Below are 16350 nucleotides of genomic sequence, written 5' to 3'. Positions count from 1 at the left end.
CATTCCTAGCGTTTGTATATGTCGCGTCCATCTTTAAACTAACTCAATAATGAGTTTTCAGACACATCCTAGATTTGAATTAGATGATAACGATGTAATTAAACTGAACGAGATTAAATATCCTTATTACAAGCTTAACGGCAACAAGACAAAAATTAAGGTACAACTTTTTTTGGAAAATGATATTACTGATACGAATGTAAGCATTATAGCTTTACAAGGAAATAAACGATTAAATGTAAGTGTTGATGGAGATACTTGGTATTCAGCAGCAGTATTACCAATACCAAACAAATCAAAGGGTGTATTAGAATTTTATGTTAATTGGGATAGAAATGGAGAAGAAGAACTGATTTTATTCCCTATAATAGATAAAATTGGAACTTACTACTCAGGGGTAAGTGCCGGAATTGTTCGGCTATTTATTGCACAAGATAAAGAATATAACTTTACAACCGCAGATATAATGAAACACAAAATAGTTGAAAACAAAAATACAAAATATGTGCCTGTATTAGAATGGTTGAACTCTAATAATTCAAAAATCAAAATCAATATGACTGAAGATGGAATGGCATATACTACCGATGATTATCAAAAGTTAGAAATAAGCGCAATTTCTTATGAAACAAAAATTGACCTAATGTACATTAATGATCAAGGAGAAACAGAATTATTAGCTGAAAACATAACTTTACAACCGAATACAAAGAAAATTATCGAATTCAAAAATGATAAGATTAAAAAGCTCTTAAAGAAAAACTCTAGGCATTTCGTTTTAGTGCTGAACAATAGAAATGAAGAAATGTTATCAGATTATTTAGCCGTTAATAGTAAATTTAAAAATGTATCGACCAACTTTCAGCAAGTGATAGAAATATATCCTACAATAACTCCTTGAATAGAATCGCACGTCAATGGAGAATCGATCAGAAAGAGAACAGGGATGTCTCCGAGATCGGATTCAAAATTAACAGATATCTTGGCTTTTCGACAGGTATCGTTTCTGTAAGAATTGAAGTCTGAGGAGATCCTTAGTCGGATATGCGCGAAGGTTTCGTATTAATCCTATAAACTTCAGTTCATGAAAACAACATTTCATGAGCTGAAGTTCATTTGAATTGAATGAAATTACCTGTGCACTTACAGATAGGACTTTGGGATCCCAAATAATTGTGAGGACAGGTAAAATCTATACCCTTGGTCTTATCTAATCCAGTATTAAACAACAAGAGTATATTTTCTTAAGTTGTTGCCATAAACCGGGCGTTAAAGTAAAGTTGCAATAATGTTGTAATGTTTTTGTCAACAGACAGCAGTTCGCTCCCCCTGAAAACATACTGTTCTCCACAAAAAACGCCGTTCGCCTCCTGAAGCTGCGATATTGCTAAAGCTTCCATTGCCAACAAAAAAGCTTTCCCCCGCAAGCGCCGCCTGCAAGAGAAAGCTTTGTCGAACATCCGTTTTGTTTTTTACGAGAACACGCGGTAGCCAAGCATGATGACGACTACCAGCACGACCAAACAGCCGATGAAAAAGCCAATGCTGCCTTCCTGTCTCTTCGCCCGGCCGAGCGACATTTCGATCAAGCCGAAGGCGATGATCGCGAGCAAGCCTTTCACGTAAAAATAAACTTCGCTGGCATGGACGGTGAACAGCATCCACGCGCCGGATACGAGAATGATGACCATCATGAGTCTGAGCAGCATATGTACGATTTTTCCGGCCTTTTCCTTGCCCGCGCGGTACAGGAAGTAGGCTACGATCAACAGCACAATCGCGACTTCCCAGCCACCTACGTGGGACTCGAGCAACGCTTTATACGGCACAGCATTCAACCCCTTTTTCCCTCATTTATACTTGTCCCAGCCATTATAACAGAAGTGTCGGTAAAAAGCAGATGCCCCGATGCGTGGCAGTATTGTGACACGGTTATATGCCGGGCTGACTGGAAACCGTCGCGCCGCTGGAACACGTGTAGTGTAGCCCCCACATAAACAAACCGCGTGCAAAAGAGGCCGCCACAGCGTGCAGCCTCTTTGCCTCTGCCTATCTTTATCTATCTTCGCCTCTCGTCACCGCAGCAGGAAGCCGTCTTTCAGCGGATCGCTCGGGTCCACGACAAACTGGTGCAAGCCGGTAATGAAAGCCCGGCCTGCGATGGACGGAATGACCGCCGGGTAGTCGCCAACCTGCGTCGTTTCCAGCACAGTGCCGACGAACTGGCTGCCGACGATCCCTTCGTGCACAAACCGTTCCCCGACCACGAGCTTCCCTCTGGCATAGAGCGTCGCTACCCGCGCCGCCGTACCTGTGCCGCACGGAGAGCGGTCGATCTGCTTGTCGGCGAAAACGGTCACGTTGCGCAGGTCGGAGCCTTCCACGCGCGGATCGTCGGAAATAATTACCCCGTATATGCCCGCCAGCTCAGGTTCAAGCGGATGAACGACCGCAAGCTGCGCCTCGATCTGCTCCTTGATCCGGCTGCCCCACTCTTGCAGCGCCGCCAGTTGCTCGATTTCGACCTGGACGCCGATGTCTTTTGCCTGCACGACCGCGTAAAAAGCGCCGCCAAAGGCGATATCGACGTGGAACGTACGCCCCTCCCACTCGATCGACACGTCCTTTGCGAAGACGAAGGACGGGACGTTTTCAAATGCGACTGACTTGACGCGCGTCCCTTCTGTCTGGGCGCGTGCGACGATCTGGCCTGCGGGGCTGTCGATCACGATGCGCTCCGCCGGGTCAGCCAGCCGCAGCAGCCCGGTCTCGATCGCCGCCGTCACCACCGCGATAATTCCGTGGCCGCACATCGTGCTGTAGCCTTCGTTGTGCATGAACAGCACGCCAAAGGCCGCATCCGGGCTGACCGGGGCCGTCATGACGCAGCCGTACATGCCGTGGTGGCCGCGCGGCTCGTACATCAGCACGCGGCGGATGTGATCCAGCTCCTCGCGAAAATAACGACGCTGCTCCAAAATCGTCTCGCCCTTGAGCGGCGGGATGCCGCCCGTGATGATCCGCAGCGGCTCCCCTCCGGTGTGGGCGTCGATGGTCGTAAACAACTGCTGGATGTTCATCGTCCTCCCCCCTTTGTCTGCTCGTTTTCGCTGTTTACCACGCGTATTTGATCGCGCACGTTTTCGTCGCGCTGTAGAAGTCGAGCGCCGCCTGCCCCTGCTCGCGCGTATGCGAACTGGACTGCTTCATCCCGCCAAACGGGGCCTGGTATTCCACGCCAGCCGTCTCCTGATTGACGCGAACCATGCCTGCCTGCGCCACGTCCAAAAAGCGGTGGGCACTCGCCAGATCGCGGGTGAACAGCGATGCGCTCAGCCCGTACACCGACTGGTTGCACAGCTCGATGGCCTCGTCAAAGCCATCTGCGGTCAAAAGCACGGCCAAAGGCCCGAACACTTCCTCCTGAACCAGCGGATGATCGGCGGCCACTCCCTCGACGATCTGCGGGCGAATGTAGTAGCCCCGCTCCGCCTCTGCATAGGCCGGGCTTTCTGCCACCAGCCTCGCTTCGGCTGCCGCGAGAGACACGTACCGCCCGACTGTCTCGTACTGGGCCGCGGAAGATACAGGTCCCAGGTAGGCGTCCAGATCGGAGGCATCCCCGACCTTGCAAAGCGAGATCGCAGCCTGCAAGCGCTCGACCAGCGGCTCGTAGATTGCTTTTTCTACAATGATCCGGCTCGTCGCCGTGCATTTTTGCCCGGCCGAGCGAAAGGCGCCGCTGAGCAGAATCGGCACGGTTTTGTCCAGATCGGCGTCGGCCAGCACGACCGCCGCATTTTTTCCGCCCATCTCGGTCTGGTATTTGATGTTGCGGCCCGCGCAGGCGATGGCGATCTGTCTGCCTGTCGCAGACGAGCCTGTGAAGCTGACAGCGTCCACCGCCGCTTCCTCCGTCAGAGCCGCCCCGATTTCCCTGCCTTTGCCGATCACCAGATTGAGCACCCCTGCTGGCAGCTTCGTCTCGGCAAAAATCTCCGCCAGCCGCGTCGCGGTCAAAGAGCCGTTTTCAGCCGGCTTCCAGATCACGGCGTTGCCGCAGATCAGCGCCGGAGCGATTTTCCAGAGCGGGATCGCGACGGGAAAATTCCATGGCGTAATGACAGCCACGACACCGAGCGGTACGCGGCGGCTGTACTGCAAAACATCCGTATCCGCAGACGGAATCAGGCTGCCATGAGCGCGCATGCCTTCCCCGGCGTAGTAGCGCAGCAGACTGATGCCGCGCGCCACCTCTCCGCGCATTTCGCCAAGCTGCTTGCCCATCTCCCGGCTGGCGAGTCGCGCCAGGCTGTCTGCGTGAGCCTCCAGGGCGCTAGCCATCTGATACAGCACTTCCCCGCGAAAAGCGCCTGTTTGCCGTGCCCACTTGCCTTGCGCCGCGCGGGCTGCGTCAGCCGCCGCAAACGCATGCGAGCGGTCGGACAAGTGCAAGACTCCCACTTCTTCTGCGAAACGCGACGGGTTTTTCACCGTCGCCTCTGCTCCTTTCGGCGTCATCCATTCGCCGCCGATCCAGTTTTTGCTATGCATGCCTGACCTGCCTCCTTATCGTCCGCTGGCTGCGCCGACTGCGTAGTCAAACGCCTTTTTGATGCCCGCATAGTAGTCGTCTGCGAGCGGGAGGCGCGGCGGACGAGTCGGTCCGACAGGGAATCCGGCCAGCTCCATCATGTACTTGATCGACTGAACGAGCTGCGGGCTCGCATCGTAGTGGAACAGCGGCAGCAGCCTGCGGTACAGCGTTTGCGCCTCCGCGAGCTTGCCTGCCCGCGCCAGGCGGAACAGCTCCACGCCTTCTTTTGGCAAGGCATTCGGCACGCCCGCGATCCAGCCTGTCGCCCCGATCAGCCCGCCTTCCATGACCAGATCGTCCACGCCGACCATCACTTCCAGGTCCGTCTGGGCGAGAATGTCCTGCATGCGGCGCACGTCCCCGGAAAACTCTTTGACGGCCACGATGTTTTCCAGCTTCGCAAGCCGGACCAATATATCCGGGGTCAGGTCGATCTTGTAGTCGTGCGGGTTGTTGTAGGCGATGATCGGCAAGCCGACGGTGTTCAGCGCCTCGTAGTGGGCAAACACTTCGTTTTCCAGCGGCTTGTAGTTGATCGGCGGCAGCGCCATGACGCCCTCTGCTCCCGCATCTTTGGAAAATTGCACCCACTCCACCGCCTGGCGGGTCGAAGGCGCCGCCGAGCCGACTACGACCGGGACGCGGCCTTTTGCGGCGGCGATGACTGTATGGATGACTTTCGCCCGCTCTTCGCCTGTCATCGTGGCGTATTCGCCCAAGGAACCGGATGGCACGAGGCCGTTTACGCCTTCCTGGATCAACCAGTCGCACAGCTCTGTCAGTCGCTTGTAATCTACCTCGTAATCGTGCGTAAACGGCGTGACGATCGCTACATATACCCCTTCAAATCTGCCCATCGTTCATTCTCCTCTCAACTCTCGGTTTCAATGGTCCGTCGCGGCCGGAATCAGCAAAAAGCCGTGTGCCAGCTCGTCTTCAGGATGGTAAAAAATCGTGTGCTTGCCCGTCAGCCAGGCGCTGCCCGCAATCCGCGTCACGACAGCTTGCAGGCAGCCTTCCTCGGCAGTCGCGAGTACAGTCCCGATAAACAGCGAGCCGACAATGCTCTCGTGGACAAACGGCTCGCCTATGCCGATCTGCCCCTTGGCAAACAGCGTCGCCAGCTTGGCGGACGTGCCTGTGCCGCACGGCGAACGGTCGATTCCGCCCGGCGGCACGACGACCGTATTTTTCACATCCGCCCCTGGCGTGCTCGGGTCTGTGTAAAACTCCACATGGGTCAGCCCGCGGATAAACGGCTTCGCCGGATGGACGACTTCTACCGCCTGATTGATCGCTTTGCGGATGCGTACAGCCGTGTCGACAATCGTAGCGGCATTGGCTGGCACCAGCTCAAGCCCGAGCGCCCGCGCGTCCGTGATGGCGTAAAAATTTCCACCGTAGGCGAGATCGCACGTAACCGGACCGATGCCCTCCACTGTGACGGTCACGTCCTGCTTGTACAGAAAAGCGGGGATGTTCGTAAACGAAACTTCTTTCGCCTTGCCCTGCTCGACCTCGATATCCACCTCGACCAACCCTGCCGGGGTATCGAGCTTGAGCCTCGTCAGCGGCTCGCTCACGGGGATCATCCCGGTCTCCACCAAGGCTGTGCACAGCCCGATCGTGTCGTGGCCGCACATCGGCAAATAGCCGCCGGTTTCGATGTAGATCACGCCTACGTCGGCCTCGGGATGGCACGGCTCCACCACGAGAGCGCCTGACATGACGTCATGGCCGCGCGGCTCGTACATCAGCAGGGTGCGAATCCAGTCGTATTCCTTTTGCATGTGCAGCATCTTCTCTGCCATCGTCTCCCCTTGGAGCTTCGGCAGGCCGCTGATGACGGTGCGGGTCGGGTTGCCCCCGGTGTGCGTGTCCACCGTCGTAAACACTCTCGCTGCTTTCATCGCTGCAGCACCTCTTTTCTCGTGAATCGGTCGTAGCGCAGCGGCTCGGTGGGGATAATCGTGTCCGTCTGCTCCTGAAGCAGCTCGGACATCAGCTTGCCCGTGACCGCCGCCAGGCTGATGCCGTCCCCTTCATGCCCCGCCGCAATGAAAAAGCCGGGAACTTCCTCGACGCGGGAGATGATCGGCAAATGGTCCTCTGTCCACGGACGCAAGCCGCAATAGGTGCGAATCAGCGCAAAGTCGGCGATCTTCGGATAAAAGCGGAGCGCCCTTCTCGCCATGCACCGCACGACATTCAGATCAATGCGCGTGTCGAAGCCGACGAACTGGCGGCTGGAGCCAATCAAAAAGTTTTGGCTTTCCGTCGGTTCAAACACCAGCGCCACCCCGTACTTTTCCGTCTCGGCGTCGACCTGCCGCACCCCGCCGAACTTGGAAATCAAATAGCCAAACTCCATCACCTTGCGAAGCCCGACCGGAAGCTGGCGGGAGGCGACGAGCAGATGTCCTTTTCGCGGCACGATCGGAATATCGACGCCGACCATCTGCCCGATGACAGGCGCCCACACGCCCGCCGCATTTACCACCTGCCGCGCCGTCATGCTGCCAGTGCTCAGTTCAAGCTGAAACGCTCCCGTCGCCTCGTCGCGGCGAAGCGCTTTGACCTCGGTGCGCCGCATAATTTTGGCCCCGTGCTTTTTCGCCCCATCAAACAGGGCAAAGGTCAGCATGTACGGATTAACCGTAGAGTCTGTGGCGCACTCCAATCCGCCGAGCAAATCGTCGGCGAAGTAGGGCGACTCCTGCCTGATGTCTGCGCGGTCGAGCATCCGAAACGGCAGGCCCGCTTCCTTTTGCCGCCGCACCCATTCGTTCGCCGCCTCCATCTCCGCCTCCGACTCGCACACGAGAATACTGCCCAAAGCCCGGTATTCAAACGAATGCTCCAGCTCCCGGGTCAGTTGGGCGACGAGCATCTGGCTTTGCAGGGACATCTGGCTGTCAAAGCCGGGGTCCTTGTCAATCGCCAAAATGTTCCCGTCACAACGCGAGGACGTACCTGACGCCAGCTCGCCTTTTTCGAGAACGACCACATCCAGTCCGGCCTTGGCCGTGTAGTAGGCAATCGCCGCGCCGATGATGCCGCCGCCGATTACCGCAATCTGCGCATGGGTTTGTCGTGTCATGGCTGATTCTCCTCAACAGCTTTTTGCTCAACAGCTTCTCATCAAATCGTTTCACCTGTTCCTTTTTGCAAATGCCGTGCCAAACCCGTATAGCGAAGATTCGCAAAATTTCTGTCTAAATTGTTTTACAACCTGATGAGCAACTGTATAATTACTGAGAATGTGTTTACATTTTTATACACTCCCTGCAAAGGACTGATCGGAATGAACCACAAGCTGCCAGCCTTGACAGAGCTGATGCAGACGAATATGCAGATTTGCCGCGAGCACAACCAAGCCTTTCGTTTTCGGCAAGCAGCAAAAGACATTCCCGTGTTTGCTCTGTTGCCTGCAGGCTGGCACGTCGCCTGTCCCGCGCACGCAAACGCGGATGATGCTGCCGGCTCACCCGGCGACAGCACGCCGCTCCATTGGGCAAAGACGGTCGTGGTCGCCTGCGACAGCACGCTCCCCCAAGCCATCCGCCTGCTCGACACATACAGCTACCTTCTCGTTGCCGATGCAGCGGGCGAGCCTGTCGGCTATCTTGAACGCGCTTCTGTCCTGCAAGCGGTTTTCACCGCTTACGAAGTGCTGGAGGCGTACTTCGATACGATGATCCAGACGATGGACGCCTCGATATCCGTCATCGACGAACAGGCGCGGGTCATGGTCTGGACCGAGGGGGCCGAGCGCATTTTTTCGTTGAAGGCAAAAGACATCCTCGGCCGCCCGATCACCGACTTTTTCCCGCGCGACATGCTGGAGACGCTCCGGTCGCTGCAAAACGGCCAGTCGCTGTACCGTCACCAGCACCAGCCGCGCGAGGACCTCGTCGTGCTCATCAACACCAAGCCGATCTACCTGCATGAGAAAATCATCGGCGCCGTCGCAGCCGAAACCGATATCACCAGCCAGGTTCGGCTGAACCAGGAGCTGTTGAACGCGAACAAAAAAGTGAACCATTTGCAGCAGGAAGTGGCCAAGCTCAGCTCCGCGCCCGATCCGTTCCGGCAAATCAAAGGCACGAGCCTCGCCATTCGCCAGATCAAAGCGATGATTCAAAAGCTCAGCGCCACCCAGGCGACCGTCCTGATTATCGGGGAAAGCGGCGTCGGCAAGGAGCTGTTCGCCAAGGCGGTGCACGACGTGCGGGAAGGCGCAAACGCCCCGTTTATCGCCATCAACTGCGGCGCGATCTCTCCCACTCTGTTTGAGAGCGAGCTGTTCGGCTACGAAAAAGGAGCCTTTTCCGGCGCCGATCAAAAAGGGAAAAAAGGAATGATCGAGCTGGCCCGGGGTGGGACGCTGTTTCTCGACGAAGTAGGCGAAATGCCGCTCGAGATGCAGGTGAAGCTGCTGCGCGTGCTGCAAGAGAAAAAGTATTATCCGGTCGGCGGCACGAAGCAGATCGAAGCCGATTTTCGCGTGGTCGCGGCCACGAACAAAAACCTGGAAGAAATGATCCGAGAAGGGAAGTTTCGCGAGGACTTGTATTATCGGCTCAACGTCGTCACTCTCGCCATCCCGCCTCTCCGCCACCGGATCGAGGACACGGTCGAGCTTGCCCATTTTTTCCTCTACGAGTTTTCCTTGCGCTACAATCGGCCCATCCACGCGATCTCGCAAAACGTCATGCAAAACCTTTTGCAATACGACTGGCCGGGCAACATTCGCGAGCTGCGCAACGCCATCGAACGGCTGGTCGTCTTCGCGACGGACGGGATCATCAAGGAAGAGGATTTGCCGTACTCGCTGCAAACGAAGGCCAAACAGTCGCCCGTCCAACTCCCGGACGATCTCTTCTCTTTGCAGGAGGAGCTGGAAGCCCACGAACGCCGCGTCATCCAGCGGGCCATCGAGCTGGAAAACGGCAACAAGCAGGCGGCAGCCAAACGGCTCGGGATCTCAAGGGCGACTTTGTATAACAAGTTGAATAAGCAGTCTTGAGCCTGGCTTGGATACAAAAGCAACGCGCAAAGGGAGCCAGGGGGCCTCTTTCACTCGATTACGCTCACGAAGCTGAACGCAGTCTGTATGCTGACTCTGCTGAAGCGGCACCAAGCAGGGAACAAGCACGTATCAACTGCCAAGCAGCTCGGCCTCTCCAGCCTCCTTATACACCAACGCTGTGCAAGCATGAAATATCCCGTCTCACCCTCGGACCGCGAAACGGGACGTTTTGGCTCGGCAGCAGCGCCGTCATGCCAGCCTCGCCTCTGTTCACTCGAAGCTGCTGTCCCCTAACGGCGGCGCCTGCTCGTGTTTTTCCGGAGAAAAAAGCTGCAAAAGCGCAGGCGCAGCTCCCGGCAGCTTCGCCCCTTTTTGGGCGGCAACACCTCAGACAAAATGCGAATCAATTCCACGGTTGATTCCTCCTTTGTCGTTGTGGCACAGCTTTGTCCGCAGCTTCGGGACGCGCCAGCGTCTGCGTGCGGCAGATCACAGGCGCGCGCTTGCTACCCGTACCCGTCGCCGCGACTGCATACGATTGCCGCTACTCGCAAAAAAAGCCCCCCGACCACGCTGCCTCCCTCTATCCGCAAAAAGCATCCATCACACCTGTGCGGCTACGACAATCTTCCCGATCTGCACGATCTCGCCCCGTTCGCCCGTTACTCGACAGACGTCCATTTCCAGTCGATGGCGCCCAAGCCGTCCTGGAAGACGCCTTTTACTTTGTCGTTTTTCACCCACGTATGCGTGTAAAAGTAAATCGGCACGATCGGCATTTCATCCATCATGATTTGCTCGGCTTCCCGCAAGATCGCCTTGCGCTTTTCCGGATCTTTCTCTGTCGCGGACTGGTTCAAAAGCTCCTTGAACTTCGGATTTTCCCAGCGCGTGTCGTTGTTTCCGCCGTCCTTTTCCTTGAACAGCTCCAGGAAGTTGATCGGGTCGTTGAAGTCGCCGGACCAGCCGAGACGTCCCACCTGGTAATTCCCTTCGTGCATCGTTTCCAGGTAAACTTTCCACTCCTGATTTTCCAGCTTCACTTCGACGCCGAGATATTTGCGCCACTGGTCCTGAATCGCCTCGGCGATTTTTTTATGTCCTTCCGACGTGTTGTACACGAGCGTAATCGGCGGCAGCTTGGAGAGGCCGAGCTCTTTCATGCCTTCTTCCAGCAGCTTTTTGGCGGCTTCCTGATCGTTGTCCTTGAAGTAACCATCCGGGTTCAATGCCATCGTGGGAGGAACAGCGCCCATGGCAGGCTGCTGATTGGCTTGGAGAACGTTGTCAATCAGCGTTTGGCGGTTGATCGAGTAGGCAAAAGCTTTGCGGATTTTTACATTGTTAAACGGGGGTTTTTCTGTGTTGAACTTGTACCAGTAGGTCGCACCGACTGGCTTTACTTGCAGTTTCCCGCTGTCTTTCAAAACAGGCATGGCATCAATCGGCAGCGAACTGAGCGGCGCACCAGCCCAGTCGATCTCGCCATTTTCAAACATCGACAGCTCTGTATTTTCGTCCTCTACCATGGAAAATTCGATTTTGTCCAGCTTGACGCTGTCTTTGTCCCAGTAGTGGTCGTTTTTGACCAATACCATCTTGTTCTTGTGCTCCCAGCTCTCCATTTTGAACGGACCGTTTCCGATATGCGTCTTGGCGTCGCCAGCCCAGTTGTCCGCTGACTCGACCACTTTTTTATTTACCGGGAAATAAGTCTGGAAAGCTGTCAGCTCCAAAAAGAACGGAGTCGGATTGGCCAGCTCTACTTGCAAAGTTTTGTCGTCAAGCGCTTTGACTCCGACTTCGTCCAGGCTGCCGTTTCCTTTGTTCGCTTTCTCGGCGTTTTTGATGTAGTAGAGCTGGTAGGCGTAGTTGGAAGCGGTCTTAGGGTCCAGGGCACGCTTCCAGGCGTATTCAAAATCGTGGGCGGTGACCGGATCGCCGTTGCTCCAGTGCGAGTCGCGCAGCTTGAAGGTGTACGTTTTCAGATCGGGAGACACCTCGATTTTTTCCGCAACTGCCTCCTCCGGCTTCCCGGAAGGCCCAATCCGTGTCAGCCCGTCAAAAAGAGCCTTCACGATTGCCGCAGAAGTCGTGTCCTCCGCCAGTCCCGGATCGCCTGTCGGCGGCTCAGAGTGCAGGTTCCAGCGCAACACTTGTGACCCTGAAGATTTTTCCGCTGGGGCTGGCTGAGCGTTTCCTTGTGCTTGTCCAGAAGCCGCTGGCTCGCTCGTTGTCTGTGCTGCCTGCTGTCCCCCTCCACATCCTGCCAGCGCCGTCCCTAGTACCGCGATACTGCTGATTAATGCGAACATACTTTTTTTCACGCGATCAACCCCTTGTCTCGAAAATGATTAACATTTCACAAAATACTGAATTTGCAAAATGTGTGCCAACAGGAAAAAGCGGAAAACTTCGACACGCGCCAACTGACTGTACATATTTTTATACACCTGATAAAAAGACTGTTTCAGCTATTAGACACACACGCTGGAATTGACAGTATTGGCGCATACAAAAAAACCCTCGACTTTTTGCCGCAGTCAAGGGTCTTGGTTCTTTTCTACAAAATGATGAGTTCGCGCGGCGAATGGGTCAGCACATCGTTGCCTGTTTCGGTCACAACGAGATCGTCCTCGATGCGGACGCCGCCCAGCCCCGGGATGTAAATGCCCGGCTCGACGGTCAGGACCATGCCTGGTGCGAGAATTGCCTCGCAGCGTACAGACATGAATGGCTCCTCATGAATGTCCAGTCCGACGCCATGCCCCATCCCGTGGCCGAAACGCTCGCCATATCCGTGCTGCGCAATATAGTCCCGGGCGAGGGCGTCTGCTGCTTTTCCCGAGATTCCGGGGCGAATGCCCGCCACTGCGCGGTTGCGCGCCTCCAGGACGATGGCGTAAATTTCTTTGAGCTGTTCATTCGGCTCTCCGACCGCCACTGTACGGGTAATGTCCGAACGATACCCTTGATACAGCGCGCCGAAATCCATCGTTACCATGTCGCCAGCTTCGATCTTTTTGTCGCTTGCTACCCCGTGAGGCAGAGCGGAACGATGACCGGAGGCGATAATGATGTCAAAAGCAGAGCCTGTCGCTCCTTCCTTGCGCATGAACATTTCCAGCTCATTAGACACATCGAGCTCGGTGATGCCTGGACGCAAAACAGTTAAAATATGTGCGAAAGCGGCGTCCGCAATCTGCGCCGCCGTCTTGATTTTTCCCAGCTCGTCCGGGGTCTTTCTCATGCGAATGCCCTCGATCACCCCCGCGGTAGGCAGCAGGCGTGCCTTGACGACGTCGGCGTATTTGCGGTGCAGGGCAAACGTCATGTTCTCCTCTTCAAAGCCCAATGTGTGGATGCCCAGCTCCTGGGCCTGGCGGGCGATTTCTCCGTAAACAGCGTCTTTCGTCGGCAAAAACACGATCTCGAAGTCCGTTGCCTGGGCTTTTGCCTGCTCGGTATAGCGAAAATCCGTAAACAGCTTGGCCTCATCCCGGGAAATGAGTACGACGCCGTACGTTCCGGTAAAGTTGGTCAAATAGCGGCGATTTTGCCCGTTTGTTATGAGTATTCCGTCTATTCCCCATGCATCGAATTGTGCGCGCAGTCGCGTCAATTTGTCCATTCTGGTCATCCCTTTCAGCCTCTGTGTCATTTTCGTTCTTTTATGCAAGCAATCCTCGTGCCAAGCGCGCAGGCCACCCTCTGTTTGCTTCTGTGCCTCGTCTTTATTTTAGCATTCTGCGGGCAAATATGGCACGACACTTGCATTTTGCTAACCGTACCAACGAAAAGGAGGCTTTCAGCATGGACACACAGCAGTTGATCGTTTGCCGCTGCGAGGAAGTATCTCTGGAAGAACTGCTCACGACTGCCCGTGAGTACCAATGCACGGCGCGCGAGTTGAAATTGCGGACCAGAGCCGGCATGGGCTGCTGCGGCGGGAGAACGTGCCGGATTCTCGTCGACCAAATTGTCGCGCAAGCCACAGGCCAAGTGCCTACTCATACAATCCCGCTTGGCTACCAGCCGCCTGTGCGGCCGATCTCGTTTCAAGCGCTTGGAGGGAGAAGCTCATGAGCCAGCGCATCCTCCATCACCCTGTGCTTGGTTCCTTGGAAGAGAGGCATTCCGTCCAGTTTGAATTTAACGGTTCTGTCTACACGGCTTACGAAGGGGAAACGATTGCCGGAGCGCTTTTGGCCGCTGGCGTGCGCACGCTTCGAGTGCATGAAGAAACGGGCAGCCCGCGCGGAATTTACTGCAACATCGGCCACTGCTACGAATGTCGCGTGCACGTGGACGGAGTTCCCACGGTGCGGGCGTGCATGACGCTCGTGCAGGAAGGCATGCGGGTGACAGCAGGTTCCGTTTTGCCGACCCCGTTGAAAAAAGGAGGGCATGCGAATTGATCGACGCTCTCATCATCGGCGCAGGTCCCGCTGGCTTGGCCGCTGCAATCGCCAGCGCCCGGCAAGGACTTTCTGTTCGAGTCGTAGACGAATTTTATCGGCCTGGCGGCAGGCTGCTGGGACAGTTGCACGAGGAACCGGACGGAGTGTGGTGGAACGGGCTGGCCGAAGCCGCACGTCTCGATCAGGAGGCAAAAGAGCTTGGCGTCCAAATGTGCTGTGGGGTCTCCGTCTACGACATTGCCCGCTGTGAAGATCGCTGGCGTATTTCTACGACAGAAGGCGAATGGGAAGCTCCCCTGCTTCTGATCGCTACCGGGGCGTCAGAGACTGCCGTTCCCGTCCCCGGCTGGACGCTGCCCGGCGTGATGTCGATCGGAGCGGCCCAGGTGATGACGAACGTGCAGCGCGTTCGCGTAGGCAAAAAAGGCGTCGTGATCGGCGTCAACATTTTGTCCGTCGCCATCGCGCGAGAGCTGCAGCTCGCTGGCGTACACGTCGAGCAAATGATTCTGCCTCCCCAGTCTGCTGTAAGCGGCAATGCCGGTCACCCGCACGAAATCATGCGGTCTTTGCTGCGCGTTGCCCATCTCGCCCCCTCGCCGTTGATTCGCTGGGGCAGCAAGCTGATGGGCAGCGCGTGGATGCAGCGGCTGGCCGTTTCGCTCTATCCTGCACAGGGCGTGCCCATGTGGGATATACCGATTCATCTGCGGACGGCTGCCTTGGAGATCGTGGGCACCTCACAGGTCGAAGGGGTCCGGGCTGCGCGCATCTCGCCAGACGGCACGCCCGTTCCTGGCAGCGAGCGATTCCTTTCTGCCGATTTCGTCTGCATCGCAGGCGGGTTAAGCCCGCTGGCGGAGCTGGCCGCGATTGCCGGGTGCCCGTTCGCTTACATCCCGGCATTGGGCGGGCACGTTCCGTTGCACAACGAATGCATGCAATCGCCTTTGCCCGGACTGTACGTCGCAGGCAATATTACCGGAATCGAGAGCGCCAAAGTCGCCATGAGCCAGGGAACCGTCGCAGGCCTGGCGATGGCGAAAGCGGCCGGGCTGCTCGCCGACGATTCTTTGCTCACCCAGGCGCTCCACCATGTCAACCATGTGCGCAAAAACGCCACGATCCAGTTCCACCCGGATATTGCGGCTGGACGCGCGCAGGTCGGGAAAATGGCCGCTGCGTGGGCTGGGCGGTAAGGGTTTTGGCATCATGCCTCGGTGCCGAAACGAAAAGAGCAGCCCATTCGCTTACCGTTGCGGATGGGTCTGCTCTTTTTTGCTGCTCATTGTGCTGCAGCAGGGTTGGACTGGCCCATTTCCCCATCGGAAGGGGAAATGGTGTCTTCTGCCATGCTTATGTAATGGTCGACAAGCTCTGGATAAGCTGCCAGCTCCTTCTCTCCTGTAGGGGTGAGAGCGTACACGCCTCGCTTGATCCGCGTGAACCAGCCGTAATAATTTTTGCTGAGGATGGATGACGCTTTGTCTGTCGCTCCTTTTTCTTTCAACGCCTTGGGCGCAAGTGGGCCATAGTGCTGAAGCAGCGCGGCGATCTGAATGCAGCCTTGTTTGTACGCCGTCATGATCTTTGTCTGGTTGCTGCCCCCCACATTGTAATCGCCGTATCTCCCCCGCATCTCCTGAATAATGCGTGCCCGTTTTCTTTTGTTGAACTGCTTGCTTCTTTCCCGATCAAACGGCGCAGGAGCAATGCTCAGCTCCATGACAGCGCCTTTTTTGGGAAAAGAGACGAGGATCAAGCCAAGCTCCAGTCTTCTGATGAGATAAACGACGTCTTGCCACTTTTTCGAAAACAATTTGTATTTGGGCTTCGGAATGGCGACGTACACATGGTCGGTAAAGCGCTGCCGCTTGGCGGCCTGGATGAGCAGCTCTACACTCAAGTTGCGCTTGAACTCGACGATAATCAGCTCGTCTTCCTTGATCGCTGTCAAATCGCAATGATTGACCTCTCCAAAGACCTCATAACCCTGCCCGACAAAATAGTCGCGAATGGGCGCGTACATGTCTGCTTCATATCGTTTGACCGGCTTTTGCTTCATGGGCTTCTCCTTTTTCGCGACTGTTTTGTTCTTCATCTAGCATAGCTATAAATCCAGACGAGTTTGGGCGGCTATATGCAAAAAAAGCCACGCAATAGTATCTGCACGGCTTTTTACGCAATTATTTCGTTCATTCCCTGAAAACTGGATCTGCATGCTTGCTAAGAGATGTGTGGATAAGTCCTCGACCGATTAGTATTCGTCAGCTCCACGCGTTGCCGCGCTTCCACACCGA

The 16350-nt window shown here is 55.7% G+C and carries 15 protein-coding genes; 6 read left to right on the top strand and 9 right to left on the bottom strand.

The window, feature by feature from the left end; genetic code table 11:
• Positions 1 to 172 precede the first annotated feature (172 nt).
• Positions 173 to 901, top strand: coding sequence for a hypothetical protein (locus tag AC3WQH_RS23755; protein WP_492332282.1), 729 nt, complete (start codon positions 173 to 175; stop codon positions 899 to 901).
• A gap of 571 nt (positions 902 to 1472) precedes the next feature.
• On the opposite strand, the gene AC3WQH_RS23750 is transcribed toward AC3WQH_RS23755, so the two are convergent.
• The 6 genes from AC3WQH_RS23750 to AC3WQH_RS23725 form a co-directional block, all read right to left on the bottom strand.
• The gene (locus AC3WQH_RS23750) at positions 1473 to 1838 is read right to left on the bottom strand and encodes a YisL family protein (protein WP_005834642.1); all 366 of its coding nucleotides are present in this window, start codon (positions 1836 to 1838) and stop codon (positions 1473 to 1475) included.
• A 237-nt stretch (positions 1839 to 2075) separates the two neighbouring features.
• Complete coding sequence (locus AC3WQH_RS23745; protein ID WP_025844065.1) at positions 2076 to 3080, bottom strand: proline racemase family protein; 1005 nt, start codon at positions 3078 to 3080, stop codon at positions 2076 to 2078.
• Positions 3081 to 3114: 34 nt separating this feature from the next.
• A complete protein-coding gene (locus AC3WQH_RS23740) occupies positions 3115 to 4554 on the bottom strand; it encodes an aldehyde dehydrogenase family protein (RefSeq protein WP_005834646.1) in 1440 nt (479 codons plus the stop codon).
• A gap of 15 nt (positions 4555 to 4569) precedes the next feature.
• Positions 4570 to 5454 carry a dihydrodipicolinate synthase family protein gene (locus tag AC3WQH_RS23735; RefSeq protein WP_005834648.1) on the bottom strand — a complete coding sequence of 295 codons (885 nt, stop codon included), beginning with the start codon at positions 5452 to 5454 and terminating at the stop codon, positions 4570 to 4572.
• Between the two features lie 27 nt (positions 5455 to 5481).
• Positions 5482 to 6507: a proline racemase family protein gene (locus AC3WQH_RS23730; RefSeq protein ID WP_005834650.1), complete on the bottom strand. Its 1026-nt coding sequence runs from the start codon at positions 6505 to 6507 to the stop codon at positions 5482 to 5484.
• Positions 6504 to 7697, bottom strand: a complete 1194-nt coding sequence (locus AC3WQH_RS23725) for an NAD(P)/FAD-dependent oxidoreductase (RefSeq protein WP_005834652.1) — start codon at positions 7695 to 7697, stop codon at positions 6504 to 6506. Before AC3WQH_RS23725 ends, AC3WQH_RS23730 begins: the two co-directional genes overlap by 4 nt.
• Positions 7698 to 7901: 204 nt before the next feature.
• Here AC3WQH_RS23725 and AC3WQH_RS23720 point away from each other — a divergent pair, with 204 nt between their 5' ends.
• Positions 7902 to 9626, top strand: a complete 1725-nt coding sequence (locus AC3WQH_RS23720; RefSeq protein WP_310670645.1) for a sigma-54 interaction domain-containing protein — start codon at positions 7902 to 7904, stop codon at positions 9624 to 9626.
• A gap of 312 nt (positions 9627 to 9938) precedes the next feature.
• Entirely contained in the window at positions 9939 to 10385 is a 447-nt protein-coding gene (locus AC3WQH_RS23715) for a hypothetical protein (RefSeq protein ID WP_129552182.1), read from the top strand.
• On the opposite strand, the gene AC3WQH_RS23710 is transcribed toward AC3WQH_RS23715, so the two are convergent.
• Positions 10292 to 11956 (bottom strand): peptide ABC transporter substrate-binding protein, encoded by a 1665-nt coding sequence (locus tag AC3WQH_RS23710; RefSeq protein ID WP_035317655.1) that lies wholly within the window; start codon positions 11954 to 11956, stop codon positions 10292 to 10294. The genes AC3WQH_RS23715 and AC3WQH_RS23710 overlap by 94 nt on opposite strands.
• 236 nt (positions 11957 to 12192) lie before the next feature.
• The gene (locus tag AC3WQH_RS23705) at positions 12193 to 13260 is read right to left on the bottom strand and encodes a M24 family metallopeptidase (RefSeq protein WP_005834660.1); all 1068 of its coding nucleotides are present in this window, start codon (positions 13258 to 13260) and stop codon (positions 12193 to 12195) included.
• Positions 13261 to 13442: 182 nt separating this feature from the next.
• Here AC3WQH_RS23705 and AC3WQH_RS23700 point away from each other — a divergent pair, with 182 nt between their 5' ends.
• The 3 genes from AC3WQH_RS23700 to AC3WQH_RS23690 are packed head-to-tail and all read left to right on the top strand — an operon-like array spanning position 13443 to position 15249.
• Complete coding sequence (locus AC3WQH_RS23700; RefSeq protein ID WP_005834662.1) at positions 13443 to 13715, top strand: (2Fe-2S)-binding protein; 273 nt, start codon at positions 13443 to 13445, stop codon at positions 13713 to 13715.
• Positions 13712 to 14047, top strand: coding sequence for a (2Fe-2S)-binding protein (locus AC3WQH_RS23695; RefSeq protein WP_005834664.1), 336 nt, complete (start codon positions 13712 to 13714; stop codon positions 14045 to 14047). The genes AC3WQH_RS23700 and AC3WQH_RS23695 overlap by 4 nt, the downstream gene beginning before the upstream one ends.
• Entirely contained in the window at positions 14044 to 15249 is a 1206-nt protein-coding gene (locus AC3WQH_RS23690) for an NAD(P)/FAD-dependent oxidoreductase (RefSeq protein WP_007787527.1), read from the top strand. The genes AC3WQH_RS23695 and AC3WQH_RS23690 overlap by 4 nt, the downstream gene beginning before the upstream one ends.
• 86 nt (positions 15250 to 15335) lie before the next feature.
• Here the strand turns inward: AC3WQH_RS23690 and AC3WQH_RS23685 are convergent, their stop codons facing one another.
• Positions 15336 to 16115, bottom strand: a complete 780-nt coding sequence (locus AC3WQH_RS23685; RefSeq protein WP_007787529.1) for a DUF2161 domain-containing phosphodiesterase — start codon at positions 16113 to 16115, stop codon at positions 15336 to 15338.
• Between the last annotated feature and the right edge of the window lie 235 nt (positions 16116 to 16350).

Source organism: Brevibacillus sp. FW301-21C12A, assembly GCF_058788915.1.
The sequence above is the reverse complement of the archived record's forward strand: the minus strand, read 5'-3'. Positions and strand labels throughout refer to the sequence as shown.